At 29.5% G+C, this 17,618-nt stretch carries 14 protein-coding genes; 2 read left to right on the top strand and 12 right to left on the bottom strand.

The features are described from left to right. The 9 genes from ACNI3D_RS14075 to ACNI3D_RS14035 form a co-directional block, all read right to left on the bottom strand. A complete protein-coding gene (locus tag ACNI3D_RS14075; RefSeq protein ID WP_419767450.1) occupies positions 1-1,284 on the bottom strand; it encodes a complex I subunit 1/NuoH family protein in 1,284 nt (427 codons plus the stop codon). After that, on the bottom strand, positions 1,281-2,717 hold the full coding sequence (locus ACNI3D_RS14070) for an NADH-quinone oxidoreductase subunit G (RefSeq protein WP_419767449.1): 1,437 nt from the start codon (positions 2,715-2,717) through the stop codon (positions 1,281-1,283). Before ACNI3D_RS14070 ends, ACNI3D_RS14075 begins: the two co-directional genes overlap by 4 nt. Positions 2,718-2,751: 34 nt before the next feature. Next, the gene (locus ACNI3D_RS14065) at positions 2,752-4,038 is read right to left on the bottom strand and encodes a citrate synthase (protein WP_129099678.1); all 1,287 of its coding nucleotides are present in this window, start codon (positions 4,036-4,038) and stop codon (positions 2,752-2,754) included. Positions 4,039-4,047: 9 nt separating this feature from the next. After that, positions 4,048-5,304, bottom strand: coding sequence for an NADH-quinone oxidoreductase subunit NuoF (gene nuoF / locus ACNI3D_RS14060; RefSeq protein ID WP_419769000.1), 1,257 nt, complete (start codon positions 5,302-5,304; stop codon positions 4,048-4,050). Positions 5,305-5,318: 14 nt separating this feature from the next. Beyond that, a complete protein-coding gene (locus ACNI3D_RS14055) occupies positions 5,319-5,795 on the bottom strand; it encodes an NADH-quinone oxidoreductase subunit NuoE family protein (protein ID WP_013136448.1) in 477 nt (158 codons plus the stop codon). Then, positions 5,795-7,429 (bottom strand): NADH-quinone oxidoreductase subunit D, encoded by a 1,635-nt coding sequence (locus ACNI3D_RS14050; protein WP_419767448.1) that lies wholly within the window; start codon positions 7,427-7,429, stop codon positions 5,795-5,797. Before ACNI3D_RS14050 ends, ACNI3D_RS14055 begins: the two co-directional genes overlap by 1 nt. Beyond that, positions 7,422-7,937, bottom strand: coding sequence for an NADH-quinone oxidoreductase subunit B (locus ACNI3D_RS14045; protein ID WP_419767447.1), 516 nt, complete (start codon positions 7,935-7,937; stop codon positions 7,422-7,424). Before ACNI3D_RS14045 ends, ACNI3D_RS14050 begins: the two co-directional genes overlap by 8 nt. Next, positions 7,928-8,290, bottom strand: coding sequence for an NADH-quinone oxidoreductase subunit A (locus ACNI3D_RS14040; protein ID WP_013136445.1), 363 nt, complete (start codon positions 8,288-8,290; stop codon positions 7,928-7,930). The genes ACNI3D_RS14045 and ACNI3D_RS14040 overlap by 10 nt, the downstream gene beginning before the upstream one ends. Positions 8,291-8,422: 132 nt before the next feature. After that, positions 8,423-9,571: a MalY/PatB family protein gene (locus ACNI3D_RS14035; RefSeq protein WP_419767446.1), complete on the bottom strand. Its 1,149-nt coding sequence runs from the start codon at positions 9,569-9,571 to the stop codon at positions 8,423-8,425. 85 nt (positions 9,572-9,656) lie between these two features. Between ACNI3D_RS14035 and ACNI3D_RS14030 the strand changes: the two genes are divergently transcribed. Further along, positions 9,657-11,468, top strand: a complete 1,812-nt coding sequence (locus tag ACNI3D_RS14030; protein WP_419767445.1) for a menaquinone biosynthesis decarboxylase — start codon at positions 9,657-9,659, stop codon at positions 11,466-11,468. 20 nt (positions 11,469-11,488) lie between these two features. On the opposite strand, the gene ACNI3D_RS14025 is transcribed toward ACNI3D_RS14030, so the two are convergent. The 3 genes from ACNI3D_RS14025 to ACNI3D_RS14015 are packed head-to-tail and all read right to left on the bottom strand — an operon-like array spanning position 11,489 to position 15,093. Further along, positions 11,489-12,478: an ABC transporter ATP-binding protein gene (locus tag ACNI3D_RS14025; RefSeq protein WP_419767444.1), complete on the bottom strand. Its 990-nt coding sequence runs from the start codon at positions 12,476-12,478 to the stop codon at positions 11,489-11,491. Between the two features lie 11 nt (positions 12,479-12,489). Continuing rightward, entirely contained in the window at positions 12,490-14,067 is a 1,578-nt protein-coding gene (locus ACNI3D_RS14020; protein ID WP_419767443.1) for an ABC transporter permease, read from the bottom strand. A gap of 18 nt (positions 14,068-14,085) precedes the next feature. Then, complete coding sequence (locus tag ACNI3D_RS14015; protein WP_419767442.1) at positions 14,086-15,093, bottom strand: Fe(3+) ABC transporter substrate-binding protein; 1,008 nt, start codon at positions 15,091-15,093, stop codon at positions 14,086-14,088. A 177-nt stretch (positions 15,094-15,270) separates the two neighbouring features. Between ACNI3D_RS14015 and ACNI3D_RS14010 the strand changes: the two genes are divergently transcribed. After that, positions 15,271-17,598: a methyl-accepting chemotaxis protein gene (locus ACNI3D_RS14010; protein ID WP_419767441.1), complete on the top strand. Its 2,328-nt coding sequence runs from the start codon at positions 15,271-15,273 to the stop codon at positions 17,596-17,598. Positions 17,599-17,618: the final 20 nt, after the last annotated feature.

The following is a 17,618-nucleotide window of genomic DNA, read 5'->3' as shown; positions in this document are numbered from 1 at the left end:
TTACATTCCTGTCAAAACTATAACTGAAGCAGTTATAACAATATTTAATAGTGATAATGGAAGTAAAATTTTCCATCCTAGCATTTGTAGTTGGTCATATCTAAATCTTAATAAAGTCCATCTAACCCACATGAAAACAAATACCATCATTAAAAATTTCACTAAGAAAGTTACTACTTGAATAACAGCAACCGCAATACTTGAACCATTCTCACCTAACCCTGTAGCTAATAAAGCACCTAGGGCTATAAATGAAACTATACCAATAGTCCAAAATGCTTTTACTAAAATACCTGTTTCTTTTGATCTTGAATCATTTTTATCTGCCCAATTATTATTTTTCTTAATCCATTTTGTGAAGATATAAATCTTAATAGGCAATAAAGCCATAAGTACAATAATAACAATATCAATATTTGCTTTTAATGTTTGTGTATCTAGCCATGGAATTTGATATCCACCAAAGAATAGGGTTACAATAATAGCTGATGCTCCTGCCATTGCTGCAAATTCTGATACTTGGAAAAGTCCAAATCTCATTGCACTGTATTCTGTATGATAACCTGCAACAATTTCTGATTCACCTTCTGCAATATCAAAAGGAGTTCTATTTGTCTCTGCAAAAGCACAAACAATAAAAATAATAGCAGCTAATGGTTGCATAAATGCACCCCATGAAGGAATTATTTCCCAAAAAGTTCCACCTTGAAAATGTACAATTTCATTTAAGTGAATAGAACCATAAGTTAATAACATAGAGATTAAAGCTAACGCCATTGATGCTTCATAAGAGATAACTTGAGCTGATGCTCTAATTGCACCTAAAAGACCATATTTACTTCCTGATGCATAACCACCTAGAATGATTCCGTATACAGATAATCCAGCATATGCTAAAAACCACATTACTCCTAATTGCATTGGTAAGGCTTGCATTGCATGGCTTTGACCATCAATTACTACATTATCTGCAAAAGGAATAACTGCAAATGTTAGAAAGTAACAAACAAATACTATGGAAGGAGCAATAGTAAACATAAATTTATATTTAATATGTCCTGGTGTGAAGTCTTCTTTAAATACAAGTTTTAACATATCTGCTAAACTTTGGATTAATCCTCCTAGTCGCATTGGTCCAATATGACATCTATTTGGTCCTGATCTATCTTGGATAAATCCAGCTATTCTTCTCTCCCACCATACAAACACAGGTGTTAAACCAACTGCTAGTACTACAGCTAAAAGAATATTTACTATAATAACAACTATTGATGCTGTATTCATATATTTCCTTTTTCTATCATTGTTTTAATAGTTTCAACTATTGATGATATTGTTTTTGCTTGATCATTTCTTTTCATACCTGAAATTGCTTTTTGTTTGATTCCATCAAGATTTATGTAAGTCCCGCTTTTCTCATAAAATGAAGCAGTAGGAATTGCAACATCTGATTTTTCAATAGTTTTAACTTTATGTGAAAAACAAGAGATAACTTTCTTATTTGTTAGTAGTTCAATATTCTCATCAAAATAATTATTATCAAAAACTACTACAAGTGATGCTTTATCAAAATAAGTTTTAAATGAAGACTCATCTTCTTCTATACCTACTTCTTGAAAAGAGGCTCTATTTGCACTTTTGTCATTCTTTTTCAAATAATCATCACCAAAAGTTTCATCTATGTATTGTGGTGAATATCCAGAAATATTCGCTTTTACAGCATCTGCAAATGCTTTTACATTTTGTAATTCTTCTAAACATAAGTTTGGACTTACAAGAAATAAGGCATTGTTATTTTTTGCAACTTCTGTATATAAAGCAGCTATTGCATTACTTGTAGTATCTTCTTTACCATTTACTATTGCTTTTTCTAATCTATTTTCTTCTTCATTTTTATATGATAATCTACCGTAATCACACATGAAATAACCATTAACATCATTATTAAGTCTAGGTCTAAATCTGAATATTTTGTCATCTTCATACTTTTCTTTTCTATGGTCAACAAAGATATTACATCCTTTTGAACAACCATTACAAATAGAATTAAATGTCTCCATAAACCAAACTCTTTGTTTGAATCTAAAGTCTTTTGAAGTTAAAGCACCTACAGGACATAAATCTACTACATTCATAGCATAAGGATTACTAAGTGGTCTTCCTGGGAATGTACCAATAACTGAATGGTCAGCTCTATTGATAACACCTAACTCATTTGTTCCTGTTATGTCTGAACAAAATCTAACACATCTAGTACAAAGAACACATCTTTCTTGGTCTAGCATTACATTAGAACCTAAGTCTTCTCTTTTTCTTGCATGATTTTTTTCTTCAACATTTATTCTAGATTCATAAAAACCTGATTCCATGTAAAAATCTTGTAGTTTACACTCTCCTGCTTGATCACAGGTAGGACAGTCAATAGGGTGATTGATTAGTTCTAACTCTAAGATATCTCTTCTCACAGCCATAATATTATCACTTGTTGTACTAACTACCATACCTTCTTTTACAGGAGTATCACAGGCAATTTGGGGTCTTTTTTGTCCAGCGATTTCAACCATACACATTCTACAGTTTCCATCTTTCCCCAATGCTTTGTGATAACAAAAATGAGGAATATGTATATCTTCATCTAATAATTTATCAATTAAGAGACTTCCTTTTTCTGCCTCCATCTCCTGATCATTGATTATCAGTTTTACCATTTCGCTCATTTAATAAATCCTCTTTAAAATTTTGTTGTATTAATTATTTTCCAGTATATAACTGTCTAGGTCTTGCAATTTTTGCAGTTTTATCATGTTTTAATTCTGACCATTGTGCTAACCATCCTGGTGTTCTACCAATAACAAAGATTGGTGTAAACATTGCAATTGGAATTCTAAGAGCAGTTAAAATAACTCCTGAATAGAAATCAATATTTGGATATAATCCTCTTTGGATAAAATAATCATCACTTAATGCTGCTTCTTCTACTGCTGCTGCGATATCAAGTAATTTAGAATCAAGATTTAACTCTTCTCTTAATTTATCTTGTAATCCTTTTAATGCTTCAGCTCTTGGGTCTCTATTTTTATAAACTCTATGCCCAAATCCCATCAATCTAAATGGATCATTTTTATCTTTTGCTTTAGCAATATAAGAAGGTACATTTTTAACATCACCTATCATTTTTAATTGATCCATAACTTTTTCATTTGCTCCACCATGTGCAGAACCCCATAAAGCAGAAATACCAGAAGCAATTGCAACATAAGGGTGAGCTTCAGTAGAACCAACATTTCTTACAGTTGTTGTAGAGGCATTTTGCTCATGGTCAGCATGTAAAGTAAAAATAGCATCAAGAGCATCTACTTCTACTTGTCTTATCTCTTGGCTTTTACCATTTCCTAGGTATTTCATCTTTCCACCTGGATATGCTCTTAACATATATAAGAAGTTTTCAGTGAAATATTTATCCACATCTGGATAAATAAGTGGTGTACCAATAGAATTTCTATAAGCCATTGCAGCAATTGTAGGCATTTTAGCTAAGATTCTTCTTCTCATCATTTTAAATTGTTCTTCATCTTCTAAATGTAAGTGATCTTTATAAAATGCTGCTAATGCCATAGTTGCCGCTCCCATAGTTGCCATTGGGTGAGCACCATCAGGTAAGGCATCAAATAATCTAATAATACCTTCATTTAAAAATGATCTATGTCTAATTTCTAAATCAAAGTTTCTTGAAGCTTCTTCTGTTGGAAGTTGACCTCTCATAAGTAAATAAGAAACATCTAAAAATGAGTGTTTACCAGCTAAATCAGCAATATCATATCCTCTGTATCTTAATTCAGAATTTTCACCATCTATGAATGTGATTTTTGAATCACAAGATGCAGTTGATGTATAACCAGGATCATAAGTAAACATTCCAGTATCTTTGTAAAATGTTCTAATATCAACAACACTTGGGCCTCTTGTACCATCTATAATATTGTACTCATAAGCTTTACCACTTCTATTGTCTGTTAATGTAAATGTATCTTTTGCCATCTATTTTCCTTATAGTTTATTTTCAATTAATTCAAGAAATTCATGTTTATATTTTTCAACAATACTTTTAATAATATCTTTTACAGCTGGTGCAAAAACACAAATTGTTTTTCCATTCATTGTGTCACATACTTCTAAAAGTGTTTCTATATCATCTTCTTTTGCAACACCTTCTATTAATTCTTTTAAAATTTTATCAATCCAACCAGTTCCTTCTCTACAAGGAGTACACTGACCGCAAGATTCATGGTGATAAAACTCAATTAGATTTTTAGCAACATCCACCATAGAAACGCCTTCTGGAATTATCATCATTCCTCCTGTTCCTAAAGTTGAACCAATTTCCCACATAGATTCATAATCTAAATATGCTTTTTCAACATCCTGGGCAGTTAAGATAGGACAAGAAGCTCCACCTGGAATAACAGCTTTTAATTTTAAGCCATCTTTCATTCCTCCACCAATTTCATTGATTACATCGGTCATTTTACAACCATATTGTAATTCATAAACACCTGGGTTTTTAACTGGACCACTCATTGCAAAAAGCATAGTTCCGGGAGCTTTTTCAGTTCCATATTTTGTATATGATTCAAAACCATTTTCAACGATATTTGGTACTGATGCAATTGTTTCAACATTATTTACAGTTGCTGGCATATCATAGAACCACTCACACTCTTTACCATGTGGTTTAAGTCTTGGATGTCCTCTTTTACCTTCAAGAGATTCAATAAGTGCAGATTTTTCACCACAAATATATGCTCCACCACCTCTGTGAACTGTAATATCAACTCTAAAATCATGTTTTCCCATGATTTTAGCCCCAATAATTCCAGCTGCATAAGCTTCTTCAATAGCTGCATCTAATCTATCAATAAACCACTTATATTCACCTCTAATATAAATATATGCATCATGTGCTCCTATTGCATAACAAGAGCAAATGATACCTTCTATTAAAAGATGGGGATCATATTGGAATATTTGTCTATCTTTAAAAGTTCCTGGTTCTGATTCATCCCCATTTACGATTAAATATCTAGGTCTTTCATCAACTGGTGGCATAAGTTTCCACTTAGGTCCACAAGCAGCACCTCCACCACCTTTTCCTCTTAATCCACTTTTACAAACTTCTTCTGTAACTTCATCGGGAGCCATAGTAAATAGTTTATCAATTGAAGTATATCTTCCATTTTTTAGTGCAACATCTAATTTATGAGAATCAGGAATGTCAAAATTTTTACTTACGATTTTTACAATCATGTTATTTGCAGCCATTATTTACACTCCTCTATAAGATTTTTAAGAGATTCAACTGTTTGATTTTCATGGTATTGACCATTTAAAGCAAACATTGGTGCACCACCACAAGCTCCAAGACACTCAACTTCACTTAAGTGAAATTTTCCATCTGCAGAAGTTTGACCTGGTTCTATTCCAATTGTATCTTTTATAAATTTTTTAAGATTATTTGCACCCATTAACATACATGATAAAGTTTTACATAACTCAATGTGATATGTTCCAATAGGTTTTAAGTTAAACATTGTATAAAATGTTGCGAACTCATAAACTTCAATTGGTTGTTTCCCAATTTTATCAGCTACGAAAATCATGGCTTCTGGGCTTACCCATCCCTCTTGCTCTTGTACTAACCATAAAGCTGGTAATAACATAGCATCTATTTTTGGGTATTTTTTAGCTGTTATTTGGAATTTTTCTTCATTTTCTTTTGTATATTGAAATTTTGCCATTATCTATCAAACTCCCCTGCAATAAAGTTCATTGATGCCATTGTAATAACTGCATCAGCTAACATTGAATTTTCTACAATTTTTGCATATGCTGCAAGTGAATAGAAACTAGGTGGTCTACATTTTACTTTATAAGGTGTTCCTGTACCATCACTTGTAATGTGGAAACCTAATTCACCATTTCCACCTTCAGTAAATCCATAGTATTCACCTTTTGGAACTTTAATACCTTCAAATGTAAGTTTGAATTGATTCATTAAACCTTCAATGTTTCCATAAACATCTTTTTTGGCTGGTAAAAATATTCCCGGAGCTCCTACATTAATAGGACCATCTGGCATCTCTTTCATTGCTTGTTCAATGATTCTAATAGATTGTTTCATCTCTTCAAATCTACACATAAATCTATCATAAACATCACCATGAGAACCAACTACAACATCAAAGTCAAAGTTTTCATAACCATAATATGGTTTGTCTTTTCTTAAGTCAAAAGCAACTCCAGTTGCTCTTAAGTTAGGACCTGTAATTCCAGCACTTAAAGCAAATTCTGAATTTATAATACCAACATCTTGTGTTCTATCTTGGAATATTCTATTTCTTTCAACTAATGATAAAGCATCTTCAATAGCTTTTTCAACATCTCTTAAAACTTCATTTAAATCTCTTTCAAAACCATCATACAAGTCAAACTCTAAACCACCAATTCTAGTATAAGAGTTAGTTAATCTAGCACCAGTTAGTTTTGATAAAATATCATAAGCTTTGTCTCTTGGAGCAAAAAGATACCAATAGTTTGTTAAACCACCCATATCAACCATATTTGCTGCATTACAAACAAGGTGATCAGTTATTCTACTTAGTTCTCCAATAACGATTCTAATCATTTTTGCTCTTGGAGTAATATCTATTTTTAACATATCTTCAACTGCTTTTGCATATCCAATATTATTTAAAATAGCACTACAATAATTAAGTCTATCTGTATATGGAATAACTTGAGAATAATTATGTGTTTCACAGGCTTTTTCAAAACCTCTATGTAAGTAACCAATCTCTGTAACACAGGCAGTGATTGTCTCACCTTCCATTGCAACAAAATTTCTAATTGTACCATGAGAAGCTGGGTGAGAAGGACCTACATTTAATAACATAAGTTCTTCTAAATCATCTTGACTATAACCTTTAGATTTTAGTAATGGAACCATTTCATCCATCAAATCTTCAGTTTCAGTACAAATTTGTCCATCAGTTATGTTGTAATCTTTTCTTAATGGATATCCAACAAATTGATGATGATTTAAAACTCTTTTCATATTTGGATGACCAATAAAATTAATACCATATTGGTCATAAGTTTCTCTTTCTGCCCAATTTGCAGCTTCATATAAATCACTAATAGTATCAACATTTAAGTTGTTATCTGCAACATAAGTTTTTATAACAATTTGTTTTTTAAAAGTTTTATCTCTTAGTATATATATAAGTGCAAATCTTGAAGGAGTTACATCTGGGTATTTTAAATAATCAATTGCCGTGATATCAAGAAGTAAAATATAATCTTCTTCTTCTTTTAATCTTTTGATAGTTGATTTAACTTCATTTTGTGAAATTAACATATCTGGTTTAAGCATCAAGGATTCCTTTGAACTTTTTTACTCTATCTACAATAATAGATTCATTTTGAGCTTTTTTCTGAATATTCATAATTGCATCAAGTACTGCTTCTGGTCTAGGTGGACAACCTGAAACATATTCATCAACCGGAATAATTTGATCAACACCTTGTAAAGTTGTGTAGTTGTCATAAAACCCACCAGAACTCGCACATGCTCCCATTGATATAACCCACTTAGGCTCACACATTTGATCATAAATCTTTTTTAATACAGGTGCTTGTTTATATGTAATAGTTCCTGCGATAATTAATAAGTCTGCTTGTCTTGGAGAAAATCTTACAACTTCTGCTCCAAATCTTGATATATCATATTTCGCTGCTGCTACTGACATAAACTCAATCCCACAACATGCAGTTCCAAATACCATTGGCCACAATGAATATGATCTTGCCCAGTTTACTGCTTTGTCAAGTCTTGTTGTGATTACTGAATCACCTAATACTGATTCTGCTCCTACTCCCATGATAATGCCTTTTTCTTATAGATGTAAATTAAACCTGCAAATAATAATCCCATAAACATAAACATTTCGCCAAGACCTAAAAATCCTAGTTCTCTAATATTTACAGCCCATGGAAACATAAAAATTATTTCGACATCAAATAGTACAAATAAAATTGCTACTAAATAAAATTTGATACTAAACCTAAGTTTAGTTCCACCAACTGGGTTACTTACCCCAGATTCATAAACGGTATTTTTTGATTTGTCCTCTTTATTTTGAGGTCCAACAAATTTTGAAAGTATAAATATTGATACAACAACAATACCTATAACAACAAAAATTGCTGCTGACAATAATAGTTCATTTGACATGCTTAATCCATTTCATAATAATATGTAACTTCATTGTACACTAAGTTTATTTCAAATAGCTAGCATTTGTTACAAAAAAAAGCAAAGAGAAAAAAGTGAGAAAAAAGGTAATACTTTATTTTTCATTTAATTTTATTTGTTGAAGTTAATAATTTTATTTAAACCTATTTTAAGTTGATTTTTTGATGTTGCTACATTAAATCTGAAGTGTGATTTTCCATTTTTTCCAAAAGTTAATCCATCGTTTAAAGCAACTTTACAATCATTTAATAATATCTCTTTTATCTTCTGATGTGATAAATTATATTCTTCAAAATTAAGCCATAAAAGATAGGTAGCTTCGGGCTTTTGAACTTTTATCTTGGTGTTATTTTTGAGTGTTTCAATTGTATAATCAATATTAGATTCAAGGTATTTTTTTAGATTTTCTAACCATTGTGTTCCATTCTCATATGCACATTGCATAGCAATCAAACCAAAGACATTTATAGTTCCTATTACTCTTTGTTTTATAATATCATCTAATGTGTTTTTTAATTTACCATTTGAAGTGATACAATATGAAGCATTTAAACCTGCAATATTAAATGTCTTTCCCGGAGAGTTTAAGGTTACAGTAATATTTGCAATTTTGTCATTTATAGAAGCAATTGGTATAAATTTTTTAAATGTTAGATCTGAATGTATTTCATCACTTACAATAGTAATGTTATTTTCAATACATATATTAGCTAAGTCTTCTAACTCTTCTTTATTCCAAACTCTTCCAACTGGATTATGGGGAGAACATAAAGCAATCATTTTTGTTTTTGGTGTAATAATTGATTTTAAGTGCTCTAAATCCATTGTATAATATCCATTATCTTCTTTTAATGGATTCTCTAGAATTTTTCTATTATTTGCCTTAATACATTGAAATAAGGGAAAATAAACAGGAGTTTGAACTATAATTTCATCATCAACATTACTAAATGCTTCAATACAAGCTGCGTATGCTGGAACTACACCATTGCATAATGATATTGAAGAAGTATCTATATTCCATTGATGTTGAGAACTCATCCAGTTTTTTATTGCTTCGAATATCTCTTTATTTTGTTTTCCATATCCAAAGACATTGTGTTGTGCTCTTTTTTGTATAGCCTCTTGTAAAAATTCTGGTATTTCAAAATCCATATCTGCTACCCAAAATGGATCTAAATCAGTTTTCCCGAAATATTGTTCTAAATTATCATATTTACTACACGAACTATTTTTTCTATCAATTATTTTATCAAACATATTTAAAACCTCTATTATAAACTATTTTTTAACGATAAAATGATATAAGATTTATACTAATTATTTGTTTACTTTAGAGGGAAATATGGAAAAAGCAATAGAACTACTTAAAAAAAATGATTTATTAAAAGTGATTGACGATGATTTGGATATTTACTTAGAGATACCACACATCGCATATGTAGAGGTTAAAAAAGAAGATTCAAAGGCGATTTTATTTACAAATCCTATTGATAAAAAAACTGGAAAGAAATTTGATATTCCAGTATTGATGAATGTATTTTGTAATGAAAAAGCTGTAAAACTCTTCATTGGTGATGGTGATAAGATAGGAACTGAGATAGAAAGCTTACTAAAAATGAAACCACCAACAACTTTTAGTGAAAAACTCTCAACTTTTGGAAAACTTTTCGCACTAAAAAACACTATTCCTAAAAAAAATAAAGGAAAAGGTGAATGTCAACAAGTAATAAAACTAGGAGAGGATGCTAAATTATCTGATTTACCTATTTTAACAACTTGGGAGCAAGATGGTGGGCCTTTTATTACTATGGGGCAAGTTTATACAACTAGTTTAAATGGAGAGCTTAAAAACTTAGGAATGTATAGACTTCAAGTTTATGATGATTATACTTTAGGAATGCATTGGCAAATACATAAAGATAGTAATCATTTCTTTCATGAATATAAAGCCGCAGGTAAAAAAATGCCAGTATCAATAGGTGTTGGTGGAGATCCTATGTATATTTGGTGTGGACAAGCACCTTTACCTATTGGAATTTTTGAACTTATGCTTTATGGTTTTGTTAAAAATAAAAATGCGCAACTTGTGAAAAGTATAACAAATGATATATATGTACCAAGGGATAATGACTTTATAATAGAAGGTTTTGTTGATCCTTCAAAAATGAGAATTGAAGGACCTTTTGGTGACCATACTGGTTACTATACTTTAGAAGAAGAATATCCATTTATGGAAGTTAGTGCAATCACATCAAAGGCAAAACCTACATATTTAGCAACAGTTGTTGGAAAACCACCATTAGAAGATAAATATATGGGACATGCAACTGAGAGAATATTTTTACCCTTATTAAAAACTACTGCACCTGATTTGATTGATTATTATATGCCTGAAAATGGTGTTTTTCACAATCTTATAATTGCAAAAATAAAAACTCTATACCCAGGACATGCAAGTCAAATGATGCATGCATTTTGGGGAGTAGGGCAAATGAGTTTTGTAAAACATGCTATTTTTGTAAACCATGATGCGCCAGAACTCACAAACCATGAAGAGATAACAAAACATATTTTAAATAGAATAGATATAAATGATCTTTTTATCTCAAGGGGTGTAGTTGATGCACTTGACCATTCAAGTCCAAAATTTGCAGTAGGTGGAAAACTAGGACTTGATTGTACAGGAAAAGAGATAAGTGATAGTGGAGTAAAAGTTTTAGCTGATGATGAACTATTAACTAAGATGAAAGATATTTCAAGTGATATTATTAATCTAAAACAATATTATAAATATACAAAAAATCCAGTTACAATAATAACTGTAAATAAAACTAGAAGCCAAAAATATCTATTTGAAGAGCTTAAACCTCTCTATGAGCACTTAAGAATTCTAATCATAGTAGATGAGGCTAAAAATGATGTAAGCAATCCTTACATGCTTATTTGGAGAGTTTGTAATAATATTGATTCAAATAGAGATATTTTTATATCAAATGATACTTTAGGTGTTGATGCTACAAATAAAAATTCATATGATAATTTTCAAAGAAGATGGCCGGATGATGTTGATTGCACAAAAAGTGTGATTGATGATTTGAGAAGTCGTGGAATTTTAGATTGCTCAGATGAACTTATTTCTAAATTTCAAATATAAACTAAAGTAGAAAAGCTACTTTAGTTTTTTACACTTATGACTTTGTCTTTATTTATATCTAAATATATCTCTTCTTCTAAAGAGATATCACTATCTATATATACTCTTAGCTTAATTTGAGACTTTAACTCTTTTTCAAAGCTAAGAATTACTTCTTCATATTCGCCACAATATAATCTGTTTACAATATTTAATTTATAATTGTTTGTTTTGTTTGTTATTTTTGTCTCATGTATTCTAATGATACTTGTTCTATCCTCGTCTAAATTTAAATCTTGAGCAATAAATTTTGGTAAAGTATTAACTTCCCCTAAAAAGTTTGCAATATAAAAACTATTAGGATTTTTGTATATATTTTTTGGAGTATCAAATTGTACGATTCTTTTATTATGAATAATTCCTATTTTATCAGACATAGATAAGGCTTCTTTTTGATCGTGCGTTACTAATATAGCAGATAGTCCTAACTCTTTTATTAGATTCTTTAGCCACAGTTTTGTTTTTGCTCTTAAAATAGAATCAAGATTTGAAAAAGGCTCATCAAGTAGTAATATTTTGGGTTTATATGCTATTACTCTTGCTATTGAAACTCTTTGTTGTTGCCCTCCACTTAACTCATGAATCTGTTTATTTTTATGTTCTACTAAATCGAATTGTTTTAATAACTCATCAACTCTTTTTTGTCTTTCATTTGATTTTAACTTAAACAAAGCAAACTCTATATTTTCTTTTACATTTAAATGGGGAAATAAAGCATAGTCTTGGAATATATAACCAATATCTTTATTACATTTATTTGCCCCATTTATTAAGCAGGTTTCATTTAGAAATATAGAACCAGTATATCCTTCTTCTAGTGAAGCTATACTTCTTAATATAGTACTTTTACCACAACCACTAGGTCCTAATATTGTAACTATTTCTCCAGCTTGAACATCAAAAGAGATATCATTTAATATCTCATTATCTCCAAAAGCTATAGAAAAGTTTTTTATACTAATGCCAATCATTAAATTCCTTATTAATTTTTCATTTTTTGTGCGAGAATTAAAACAGATATAATTCCAAGTATTACAATAAACATTGCAGGAACACTTGATTCAAATATTTGGGCTTGCCCAACTAACTCATGTGAAAATACTGCAAGTGTATCAAAGTTAAAGGGTCTTAATATCATAGTTAAAGGTAACTCTTTTATTACTTCTATAAATATAATTATCAAGCTTACAATTATTGAGTTTTTTATCAAAGGGAATATAACTCTAAAAAAAGTTCCAAATGTACTTATATCCATAGTTTTACAAGCATCATCATAAGTTTGGGGTATTTTTGCAAATCCAGATTCATAGTTGTTGATTGAAATTGCTAAGAATCTAACTACATATCCAAAAATAACAGCCACAATACTTCCTACAAGTAAAATATCAAAAGCTTTATTTACAATTAAAAAGAATGATAAAATTCCAACAGCTATAACTGAACCTGGAATAGAGTACCCAAGCTTTGATATTTGGGTTATATAATCTGCTAATTTACTTTTGTGCACTCGAACATTATATGTAAAAATAAAAGCTAAAAAAGTAATTAGAACAGATGTTCCAATTCCTAAAGACAAGGTTTGATAAAAGACAGTCAAAAAGTCTTCATTTATTGTTGATTTATATGATAAATAAAACCAATAACTCATTTGAGAAAAAGGAAGTAAAAATCCTAAAAAAAATGGAATAAAACATAAAATAAAAGCTAATACATTTTTATATCCAGTTAATTTTTCTTTTTTAATTGGTTTAAAATCTTTTCCAGCACTTCTATATCGTGTATTTTTTCTTTGATACTTTTCCAAAAATATTAATAAAAATATAAATAGCATAAGCATAGAAGCTAGTTTAGAAGCATCTTCAACACTTCCCATTCCAAACCAAGTTCTAAATATTCCTGTTACAAAAGTAGAAACTCCATAATAATCCATAACACCAAAATCAGAAACAGCTTCCATAACAGCTAAAATAACCCCTGCAACAATCGCTGGTCTAGATATTGGAATAATAACTTTATAAAATATTTGAAAGTTTGTAAGACCCATTGTTTTTGAAGCATCAACTATAGAAGAAGATTCAGAGTTTAAGTATGTTTTAGAGATTAAGTATACATATGGATATAAAACAAATGACATTACTAAAATAGCACCTTCTATTGACATAATATCGAAGAAGTAAACTTCTCCTAAATTTTTACCAAGTAGGTGTAAAATAAAAGTTGTAACACTTCCTGTTATATCAAACATGCCTCCATACGCATATGAAACAATATAAGTTGGTATTGCAAAGGGAAGTATTAACGCATAATGAAAAAAATTAGAACCAGTGAATGTAAAAAGTGAAGTTATATAAGCAGTTGAAAATCCCATAATTGAAGTCAAAACTGCAACCCCAACCATAATATACAAAGAATTAAATATATATCCCCATAATACAGTATCTACTAGATGTGTCCAGTTTGGAGTACTTACAAATATATTTGATAATATAAATAGTGCAGGCATAGAAATAAGTAGAGTTAGAAGAACACTACTTATTGTTAGTTTGTTAAAATATTTCAATTATTTTAAAACCTTTCTTTATTTCCAACCAGCTGAGTCAAATATTCTTACTGCTTCAGCATTGTGTTTACCTAATTCATCAAGAGAGATATTGTCAGGTGTAAATGTTCCCCAAGATTTTGCAACTTTTGATTCATGCACGCTTTTTAGTATTGGATATTCATAATTATCTTCAGCAAAAAGTTTTTGTACTTCTGGGCTTGCTAAAAACTCTATAAATTTTATGGCATTTGCTTTATTTGGAGAATATTTTGCAACTCCTGCTCCACTTATATTTATATGTGTTCCACCATTTTCAAATTTTGGAAAAAATACTTTAACTTTATTAACAGCATCAACATCTGATAAATTTTTACTTCCGTACATTTTACCAACATAGTATGTATTTACAATTCCAATTTTACCAATACCATAAGCTATCGCTTTTACTTGATACATATCATCACCCTTTGGACTTCTTGCCATATTTGCAACAATCCCTTTTGCCCATTTTAAAGCATAATCTTTTCCATGGTGAGCTACAACTGCTGCTAATAAAGATTGGTTATAGGCATTATTTGAAGATCTAATCATAATTTGCCCCTTATATTTTGGATTAGCTAAATCTTCATATGTTGATAACTCTTTTCCTATCCCTTCACCTTTTTTATAAACTGTAACTCTTGATCTTATTGTTACACCAAACCATTCATTATCTTTGTCTCTTAGATTTTTTGGAATATTTTTTTCTAGATAATCTGATTTTATGGTTTGTAATAAACCCTTTGTTTTGGCTTTGTATAAACCAGCCGCATCAACAGTAATAAGAACATCTGCAGGAGATTTATCTCCTTCTGTTTCCATTCTTTTTATTAATTCATCTGCCATTGCTTTTACTACATTTACTTTGATACCTGTTTCTTCTTCAAATAATTTAAATATTTTTTTATCTGTATCATAATGTCTATGTGAATAGACATTTACTTCTCCACTTGCATAAAGTGAGCTTGCTAACAATAATATAATTGGTATAAAAATTTTTAACATATTGGATTCCTTTTAGAATATAAGAATAATTTTTGCAATGATTATAAGAAAAAATAACTTTGCTTATCCTTAATAATAAGAATGATTATCACTAATTATAGCGATAAATAAGCAACTTTTGTTCTTTTTTCTTTGCTATTTTGTGTTAATATTTGGTTAATAAAAGAAAGGATTTAAATGAAAAACTTATCAATAAAAAGTAAATTACTTTTTATAATAATATTTACTATAGTGATAGTGGCAGGTTTAATAGCAGTAAAATCTATTTATTCATTAAATGAATTAACAAAAGAGAATATTGCAATTTATAAAAAAAATGCATATGAAGAGCAAGAAAAAGAGTTAAATTCTTATGTTAATTTTGCTAAAAATGTAGCAGTAGAATATTATAAGAAATCAGATGTCAATGTTATTAAAGAAAATATTAAAAAAGATTTAGAAGGTCAAATGAACTTTTTATTTTTTATGCTTGAAGATTTGTATAAAAAGTTTAAAGGAAAAGTTTCAGAAGAAGAACTTAAGAGAATTTTACTAGATGCTGTTGGTTCTGCAAGATATGGCGCTAATAATGGCTACTTTTTTGTTTACAATGAAGATGCTATTGTATTAAAGCACCCAATAAATCCAACAAAAGAAGGGAAACGATACCCAAAACCTCATATTTTGAATTTCATTGACTTAGCAGTTAAGAATGGGCAAGCATTAGTTTCTTATGAGCAAACTGTTCCTAATAAACCTCCAAGAGAAAAAGTTGCGCTGGTTAAACTATTTAAACCTTATAAATGGGTAATTGGAACAGGTTCATATTTAGATAATATCACTGAAAAATTACAAGCAGAAGCTTTGTCAACTATAAAAGCAATGAAGTTTGGTAAAACTGGGTATTTCTACGTATATGATTATGATGGTATAAATTTAATGCATGCTGCAAACTCTTCATTAGAAGGAAAAAATCTTATAAATATGAAAAGTACAAAAGGTGTGTATATAATTAAAGATTTAATTTCTATTGCTAAAAAAGGTTCTGGAATGCTTAAATTTGATTTCCAAAAACCAAATGATGAAAATTATTATGAAAAATTAGGCTATTCAATTGGTTTTGATGAATGGAAGTGGATGATAGGTACAGGTGCTTACACAGATGAAATAGAAGCAAATATCAATAAAATGCAAAAAGAATCAGACAAAAAAATTCAATCAATTGTTTTGGGGATATTATTAATTTCATTGATTATCTCTATTGTTTTAGCCATATTTGTGATATATTTTATAAATAAACAAATAATTAATCCTTTAAGTATTTTTCAAAATGGATTACTTAACTTTTTTAGTTATTTAAATAAAGAGACTTCAACTGTAGAAAAAATTGTTATTAGCAATAAAGATGAAATTGGAACAATGGCTAATATTGTAAATGAGAATATAGAAAAAACAAAAGAACTAATAGAAGAAGATGAAAAAGTTATTAAAAATGTTAAGGATGTTGTAATCGCTGTAAACTCTGGAAATTTAAGTTCTAGAGTTACTCAAAAAACTGATAATCAAGGTTTAGAAGAATTAAAAAATATTTTTAATGAAATGCTTGATTCTATTTCTAATAAAATCAATAACAATTTAAATGACATTGATTTTGCATTAAATGAATTAAAAAAAATGAATTTTACCCATAGAATAAAAAATCCAAATGGGAAAGTTGCGATAGCTTTGAATTCATTAGCTGACACTATTAATGAAATGTTAGTTAATAATATGAACAATGGTCTAAATCTACAAAGTTCTGCAAAAGAACTTTTAAAAAATGTAGCAATACTAAATACTGCTTCAAATGAATCAGCAGCTTCTTTAGAAGAGACAGCAGCCGCAATTGAAGAAATCACTTCAAATATTGCAAGTAGTGCAGAAAATATCTTACAAATGGTTTCTTTTGCTAATAAAGTATCTAAATCTGCTATAGATGGTGAAAATCTAGCAAATAAAACAACTATCTCAATGGATAGTATAAATAATGAAGTTATGGCAATTAGTGAAGCAATTACTGTCGTTGATCAAATTGCATTTCAAACAAATATTTTAAGCCTAAATGCTGCAGTAGAAGCGGCAACTGCAGGAGAAGCTGGAAAAGGTTTTGCCGTTGTTGCAGCTGAAGTGAGAAATCTAGCTTCAAGAAGTGCAGATGCGGCAAAAGAAATTAAAGAGCTTGTAGAAAAAGCAACAGTAAAAGCAAACGAAGGTAAAAATATCTCAAATCAAATGATTAATGGTTATGCAGAATTAAAAGAAAATATTACACAAACTTTAGGATTAATTTCAAATGTTGAAATTTCAAGTAAAGAGCAAAGAATGGGAATTGAACAAATAAATGATGCAGTAGCAACTTTAGACCAACAAACGCAAAAAAATGCAAGTGTGGCTAACTTAAGTAATGAAATTGCAGAAGAGACTCAAAAAATTGCAGGTAAGATTTTAGAAGAAGTTGAGGAAAAAGATTTTATTGGTAAAAAATAAATTTAAATAGTTTATTCAAA

It is taken from the genome of Arcobacter siniprincipis (SeqCode) (assembly GCF_048571125.1).
Taxonomy (GTDB): domain Bacteria; phylum Campylobacterota; class Campylobacteria; order Campylobacterales; family Arcobacteraceae; genus Arcobacter; species Arcobacter siniprincipis.
This window is presented reverse-complemented; position numbering and strand designations above follow the sequence as displayed.

What these genes read in the sequence shown, in the direction of transcription:
- ACNI3D_RS14045 (WP_419767447.1), bottom strand. Translation starts at nt 7,937, where the DNA reads ATGGGAGTAGGAGCAGAATCAGTATTAGGTGATTCAGTAATCACAACA.
- ACNI3D_RS14010 (WP_419767441.1), top strand. Translation starts at nt 15,271, where the DNA reads ATGAAAAACTTATCAATAAAAAGTAAATTACTTTTTATAATAATATTT.
- ACNI3D_RS14030 (WP_419767445.1), top strand. Translation starts at nt 9,657, where the DNA reads ATGGAAAAAGCAATAGAACTACTTAAAAAAAATGATTTATTAAAAGTG.
- ACNI3D_RS14055 (WP_013136448.1), bottom strand. Translation starts at nt 5,795, where the DNA reads ATGGCAAAATTTCAATATACAAAAGAAAATGAAGAAAAATTCCAAATA.
- ACNI3D_RS14050 (WP_419767448.1), bottom strand. Translation starts at nt 7,429, where the DNA reads ATGCTTAAACCAGATATGTTAATTTCACAAAATGAAGTTAAATCAACT.
- ACNI3D_RS14035 (WP_419767446.1), bottom strand. Translation starts at nt 9,571, where the DNA reads ATGTTTGATAAAATAATTGATAGAAAAAATAGTTCGTGTAGTAAATAT.
- ACNI3D_RS14040 (WP_013136445.1), bottom strand. Translation starts at nt 8,290, where the DNA reads ATGTCAAATGAACTATTATTGTCAGCAGCAATTTTTGTTGTTATAGGT.
- ACNI3D_RS14070 (WP_419767449.1), bottom strand. Translation starts at nt 2,717, where the DNA reads ATGAGCGAAATGGTAAAACTGATAATCAATGATCAGGAGATGGAGGCA.
- nuoF (WP_419769000.1), bottom strand. Translation starts at nt 5,304, where the DNA reads ATGATTGTAAAAATCGTAAGTAAAAATTTTGACATTCCTGATTCTCAT.
- ACNI3D_RS14025 (WP_419767444.1), bottom strand. Translation starts at nt 12,478, where the DNA reads ATGATTGGCATTAGTATAAAAAACTTTTCTATAGCTTTTGGAGATAAT.
- ACNI3D_RS14065 (WP_129099678.1), bottom strand. Translation starts at nt 4,038, where the DNA reads ATGGCAAAAGATACATTTACATTAACAGACAATAGAAGTGGTAAAGCT.
- ACNI3D_RS14075 (WP_419767450.1), bottom strand. Translation starts at nt 1,284, where the DNA reads ATGAATACAGCATCAATAGTTGTTATTATAGTAAATATTCTTTTAGCT.
- ACNI3D_RS14015 (WP_419767442.1), bottom strand. Translation starts at nt 15,093, where the DNA reads ATGTTAAAAATTTTTATACCAATTATATTATTGTTAGCAAGCTCACTT.